At 63.3% G+C, this 6,239-nt stretch carries 4 protein-coding genes; all 4 read left to right on the plus strand.

Annotated elements, in window-relative coordinates; genetic code table 11:
- A partial coding sequence (locus FEM54_RS21845) for an acyl-CoA dehydrogenase family protein (protein WP_138452967.1) occupies window positions 1-836 on the plus strand: 836 nt, incomplete at its 5' end.
- Window positions 837-854: 18 nt separating this feature from the next.
- The gene (locus FEM54_RS21850) at window positions 855-2,963 is read left to right on the plus strand and encodes an acetate--CoA ligase family protein (RefSeq protein WP_138452970.1); all 2,109 of its coding nucleotides are present in this window, start codon (window positions 855-857) and stop codon (window positions 2,961-2,963) included.
- The gene (locus tag FEM54_RS21855) at window positions 2,953-4,560 is read left to right on the plus strand and encodes a 5-guanidino-2-oxopentanoate decarboxylase (RefSeq protein WP_138452972.1); all 1,608 of its coding nucleotides are present in this window, start codon (window positions 2,953-2,955) and stop codon (window positions 4,558-4,560) included. The genes FEM54_RS21850 and FEM54_RS21855 overlap by 11 nt, the downstream gene beginning before the upstream one ends.
- Window positions 4,561-4,579: 19 nt before the next feature.
- Window positions 4,580-6,166 carry an ABC transporter substrate-binding protein gene (locus FEM54_RS21860; RefSeq protein ID WP_017139012.1) on the plus strand — a complete coding sequence of 529 codons (1,587 nt, stop codon included), beginning with the start codon at window positions 4,580-4,582 and terminating at the stop codon, window positions 6,164-6,166.
- Window positions 6,167-6,239 lie beyond the last annotated feature (73 nt).

Raw genomic sequence — 6,239 nt, forward strand, 5'->3', positions numbered from 1 at the left:
ACCTGTTGCCGTGCGTGCAAGGCAAGAAAGTTGACTGTTTCGCGCTGACCGAACCCGGCGCTGGCTCCGACGCCAATGCGATCAAGACCAGCGCCGTACGCAGCGGCGATGACTTTGTGATCAACGGCAGCAAGCACTTCATCAGCCACGCTGGCCATGCCGATTTTGCCATCGTGTTTGCCGTCACCGACACCTACGAACACAGCGGCCGCCAGCGCAATGCGGTGACTGCATTCCTGGTCGATCGCGGCACGCCCGGCATGACCATCCGCCGTGGCCCCAAGTGTGTGAGCAACCGCGGTTATCACACCTATGAAATGTTCTTCGACGACTGCCGCGTGCCAGCCTCCAAAGTGCTGGGCGAAGTCGGTAAAGGTTGGGAGGTCGCCAACGCCTGGCTCACCGCTGGCCGGGTGATGGTCGCTGCCAACTGCGTCGGCCAGGCCCAGCGTGCGCTGGAGGTGTCGCTGCAATGGGCGGCGGACCGCAAGCAGTTCGGCCAGCCCATCGGCACCTACCAGGGCGTGAGTTTCAAGCTGGCCGACATGGCCACGCAGATTCGCGCCGCCGAGCTTCTGACCCTGCACACCGCCTGGAAGATGGACCAGGGCAGCATGACTGACGGTGAGGCCGGCATGGCCAAGCTGTTTGCCAGTGAAACCCTGGGCAAGGTAGCCGATGAAGCCGTGCAGATCTTTGGCGGCATGGGCTTGATGGATGAAGGGCCGGTGGAGCGCATCTGGCGTAACGCGCGGATCGAACGGATCTGGGAAGGCACTTCGGAAATCCAGCGGCACATTATTGCCCGTGAACTGTTGCGGCCGTTGTTGCGCTGACCGGCGCGGAGAACGCTTATGTCCCAGGCTATTCGCGACAACCTCAAGCGCCTGCTGGCGCCCCGGCACCTGGCTTTTGTCGGCGGGCGCAGCATGGCCCGCGCCCTCAAGCGCTGCGCCGACGGCGGTTTTACCGGGCCGATGTGGCTGGTCAACCCGCAGCATGACAGCCTCGACGGCATCCCGTGTGTGCGTCGGGTTGCCGATTTGCCTTACGGCCCGGATGCGGTGTTTATCGCGACTAACCGTGAGCTGACCTTGGCCTGTGTGGCCGAACTCGCCGCCCTCGGCACTGGCGGCGCCATTTGCTATGCCTCGGGGTTTGCCGAAACAGGCGCCAATGGTGCGGCTCTGCAACACCAGCTTATTTCGGCGGCGGGCGACATGGCCTTGCTCGGCCCCAACTGCTACGGCTTGTTGGACTATTTGCACAGCGCCGCGCTGTGGCCGGTGGCCCACGGCGGCAAGGCGGTAGAGAAGGGCGTGGCGGTGCTCACCCAGAGCGGCAACTTTGCCTACAACCTGTCGATGAGCGACCGCTCGCTGCCCATTGCTTATATGGCGTCGGTGGGCAACCAGGCACAGTTGGGGGTTGCCGAGTTGATGGACGTGCTGCTCGATGAGCCGCGCGTGACCGCCATCGGCCTGCACCTGGAAGGTTTGAAGAATGTGCCGGGGTTTGCCCGCGCGGCGCACAAGGCGCTGGAAAAAGGCATCCCGATTATCGCGCTGAAAACCGGCGTGTCGCAGATCGGCGCCGAGTTGGCCTTGAGTCACACCAGTTCGCTGTCTGGTTCCGATGCGCTGTACGACAGCCTGTTTGCGCGCCTTGGCGTGATCCGCGTGAGTGGGCCGGTGAGTTTTGTCGAAACCTTGAAAGCGGCGGCCTGCGGCAATCTACCTGGCGGCAATTGCCTGATCGCACTGGCCTGTTCCGGTGGCGACGCGGGGCTGATTGCCGACTACGCCGAGCGCAACCAACTGGCCTTGCCGAAGCTCGACGCAGGCCAGCGCGCCGAACTGGCGCAGGTGCTGCCCAGCTATGCCAACCTGGTTAACCCATTGGACTTCACCACCGCTAGCTGGGGCGACCGCGAGGCGCTCGAACGCATGCTCGAAACGGCCCTTCGCACCGATGCCGATGCGGCGATGCTGGTGCTGGATTACCCGGCCGAATTCACTGGCGAGCGCAAGGAATGCGACCTGTTGCTGGCGCTGTTTTGCGCTGCGCTCAGTCGTCATGGCAAAACCGGATTCGTCACCTCGGCCTTTCCCGAATTACTGCCGGCCCATGCCCGCGAACGCCTGCATGCCCACGGCATTGCCGCGCTGCAAGGGGTGGAAGATGCACTGGCTGCCTGGGGGCGGATTGCCGACTATCAAAACCATCGCCGTGTGTTGTTGGAACGCGGCGAGTCGATCCTTGCACCGCTGTGCCCTCAGCCTCTTGCGGGCCATGGCCTGGCGCTGGATGAATGGGCGTCCAAACAAGCCTTGCGCGCCTTTGGCTTGAGCACGCCAGCGGCGGTGCTGAGCACGCCAGGGCGCGCCATCGCAGACGCCAAACTCTTGGGCTATCCGTTGGTGCTCAAGGCCGTCAGCACCGACCTGCCGCACAAAACCGAAGCCGGTGCAGTGGCGCTCAACCTGAAAGACGGTGTCGCACTGACCGCCGCGCTGGAGCAGATGCGCGAGCAAATCGGCGCTTATGCGCCGGGCATTGTCTTTGATCAATTGCTGTTGGAAAGCATGGCTACAAAGCCCTTGGCCGAGTTGATCGTGGGCATCAAGCGGGAAAATGACTTTGGCCTGGCCCTGGTGATTGGCGCTGGCGGGATCCTCGTGGAATTGCTCAAAGACAGCCGCAGCCTGCTGCTGCCGACCACCGATGAGGCGATTCGCAACGCCGTGCTCAGCCTGCGCAGCGCGGCCTTGCTGCAAGGTTTTCGCGGGCGTGAAGTGGCGGATATGGATGCGTTGGTGGCGGCCATTCGCGCGGTGGCCGATTACGCCTGCGCCAACGCCGGGCAGTTGCTGGAACTGGATGTGAACCCATTGTTGGTCAATGCCCACGGCACGCTGGCGGTGGATGCGTTGATTCGCCTAGGAGATGAACATGCAAGATAAGACCCTGACCGGCGGCCAGGCCCTGGTGCGGTTGCTGGCTAATTATGGCGTCGACACCGTGTTCGGCATTCCCGGCGTGCACACCCTGGAACTGTATCGAGGCTTGCCCGGCAGCGGCATTCGCCACGTGCTGACACGCCACGAGCAGGGCGCCGGTTTTATGGCCGACGGCTATGCGCGGGTCAGCGGCAAACCGGGCGTGTGCTTTGTGATCACCGGGCCTGGCGTGACCAACGCCGCCACCGCCATCGGCCAGGCCTACGCCGACTCGATCCCAATGCTGGTGATCTCCAGCGTCAACCACACCGCCAGCCTCGGCAAAGGCTGGGGCAGCCTGCACGAAACCCAGGACCAGCGCGCCATCACCGCGCCGATCACCGCGTTTTCGGCGCTGGCCTTGAGTGCCGAGGATTTGCCCGAATTGATCGCCCGCGCCTATGCGGTGTTCGACAGCGAGCGGCCACGGCCGGTGCATATTTCAGTGCCGCTGGATGTGCTGGCAGCGCCCATCAAACGCGACTGGAGCCATGAAGTCGTGCGGCGCCCGGGACGCGGCCTGCCATCGGCCGAGGCGCTGGAGCTGGCCGTAGCCAAGCTCGCGGCGGCCAAGCAACCCATGATCATTGCCGGTGGCGGCGCGCTGGCGGCGGGTGATGCGTTGCAGCGCTTGAGCACGTTGTTGGCGGCGCCGTTTTTCAGCAGTGTGGCCGGCAAGGGTTTACTGCCGGTCAATGACCCGCTGAATGCCGGTGCCACCCTGTGCGTGGAACCCGGCTGGCAACTGATCAGCCAGGCGGATGTGGTGCTGGCCGTCGGCACGGAAATGGCCGACACCGATTACTGGCGCGAGCGCTTGCCCATCACCGGCGAACTGCTGCGCATCGATATCGACCCGCGCAAGTTCAACGATTTCTACCCTTGCGCCGTGGCGCTCAAAGGCGATGCCCAACAGACCTTGCTGGCCTTGCTCGAACGTCTGCCGCCTGCGCCGCGTAACGCCGATGCGGCAAGCCAACAGGTCGCGACATTGCTTGAGGCGGTCGAGCTGGGGCACGGCCCTTTGCAGGCCATTCACCAAGGCATTCTTGAGCGTATCGAGGCCGAGCTGCCCGCCAACGCATTTATCAGTAGCGACATGACCCAGTTGGCCTACACCGGCAACTACGCCTACCGCAGCCGCGCCCCGCGCAGTTGGCTGCACCCTACCGGCTACGGCACCTTGGGCTATGGCTTGCCTGCCGGCATTGGCGCCAAGTTCGGCGCGCCGCTGCGTCCGGGCCTGGTGTTGGTGGGCGATGGTGGCTTCCTCTACACCGCCCAGGAACTGGCGACCGCGGTCGAGGAACTGCACAGCCCGTTGGTGGTGCTGCTATGGAACAACGACGCCCTCGGCCAGATCCGCGACGACATGCTCAGCCTGGACATCGAGCCCATCGGCGTGCTGCCACGCAACCCGGACTTTGCGCTGTTCGCCCAGGCGTTCGGCTGCACCGTGAACCAACCCAAAAACCTGGATGAGTTGCAGACGGACTTGCGCAACGGTTTCAAACGCAATGGCGTGACCTTGATCGAGCTCAAACATGCCTGTGCCTGTTGACCTTTAGAGGAGCAAGACCATGAGCGAAAACAACAACAAAATGACTCAAGCGATGCACCGAAGGGACTTTCTCAAACACAGCGCCGTGGCGGGTGCGGTGGCGGCAGCGTTTTCCATGGGCCTGCCGTTGCACGCGTTTGCCGAAGAGGCGACACCCAAAGCCGGCGGTGTGCTGCGCCTGGGCCTGGCCGGCGGCAGCACCACCGATTCGCGGGACCCCGGCTCCTGGGTCGACACCTTCACGTTCGTCGGCTTCTCGGCGGTGTACAACACGCTGACTGAAATCGCCGTCGACGGCAGCGCGATCCCCGAGCTGGCCGAGCGTTTTGAATCCACCCCGGATGCGCGGGTGTGGACCTTTCACTTGCGTCAGGGCGTGACCTTCCACAACGGCAAAAGCCTCAGCGCCGACGATGTGGTGGCGTCGATCAATCACCACCTGAGCAAAGACTCCACGTCGGCGGCCAAAACCGTACTGGGTGACGTCGCCAGTGTCAGCGCCAAGGGCAATGATACGGTGGTGTTCGAGCTGCATTCCGGCAATGCCGACTTTGCTTATGTAGTCGCCGATTACCATTTGGTGATCATGCCCGCCAAGGACGGCGGCGCCGATTGGCAGGCCGGTGTGGGCACCAGCGGTTACCGCTTGAAAAGCTTTGAACCCGGCGTGCGCATGGACTTGGAACGCAACCCCGATTACTGGAAAACCGGCCGCGCGCACTTCGCCAGCGCAGAACTGCTGGCCATCGCCGACGGCGCGGCGCGGGTCAATGCGCTGGTGACCGGGCAAGTGGATGTGATCAACAAGGTCGACCTGAAAACCGTGGCCTTGCTCAAGCGCAATCCAAATCTTGTGATCGAGGAAACCAAGGGCGCCCAGCACTACACCTTCCCGATGCTGTGCGACAGCAACGAGTTCAAGAACAACGACATCCGCCTGGCGATGAAGCACGCGATCAACCGCGAAACCTTGCTGGCCTCAGTGCTGCATGGCTATGGCCTGGTTGGCAACGACCACCCGATCCAGCCCGGCAGCCGCTTTATCAACGCGGCGCTGGAGCAACGCACTTACGACCCGGACAAGTCACGCTTTTACCTGCGCAAAGCCGGTGTGGAGTCGCTCAAGGTACGGCTGCAAGCCTCCGACGCCGCCTACACCGGCGCGGTGGACGCCTCGGTGCTGTTCAAGGAGCAGGCGCGCCAGGCCGGTATCGACATTGACGTGGTGCGCGAACCCGCTGACGGGTTCTTCTCCAATGTGTGGATGAAGCAGCCATTCACCACCTCGTTCTGGTACAGCAGCCTGACCGCCGACCGCATGTTCAGTATCGGCTATGCCAAAGGTGCAGCCTGGAACGAAACCCACTGGGACAACCCACGCTTCAACCAACTGCTCACCGCCGCCCGTGGCGAGATGAACGCGCCGCTGCGCCAAGAGATGTACAACGAAATGCAGGCCCTGTGCCGCGATGACGGCGGCGCGATTGTGCCGCTGTTCGCCAGCTCCGTGGCGGCGCGCTCGAACCGCGTGAGTCATGGGCCGCTGACGGCGCCCTACGGCGAACTGGATGGGCTGCGGTTGATTGAGCGGTGGTGGCAGGCATAGAAACCCTCCAAACAATGAAGATTCAATGTGGGAGCTGGCTTGCCTGCGATGGCGGTGTGTCAGGCTAAAAATC

Source organism: Pseudomonas edaphica (genome assembly GCF_005863185.1).
Lineage (GTDB): Bacteria > Pseudomonadota > Gammaproteobacteria > Pseudomonadales > Pseudomonadaceae > Aquipseudomonas > Aquipseudomonas edaphica.

Bases quoted from the DNA above. Each gene is read 5' to 3' on its own strand.
- FEM54_RS21855 (WP_138452972.1), top strand. From the start codon at position 2,953: ATGCAAGATAAGACCCTGACCGGCGGCCAGGCCCTGGTGCGGTTGCTG.
- FEM54_RS21860 (WP_017139012.1), top strand. From the start codon at position 4,580: ATGAGCGAAAACAACAACAAAATGACTCAAGCGATGCACCGAAGGGAC.
- FEM54_RS21850 (WP_138452970.1), top strand. From the start codon at position 855: ATGTCCCAGGCTATTCGCGACAACCTCAAGCGCCTGCTGGCGCCCCGG.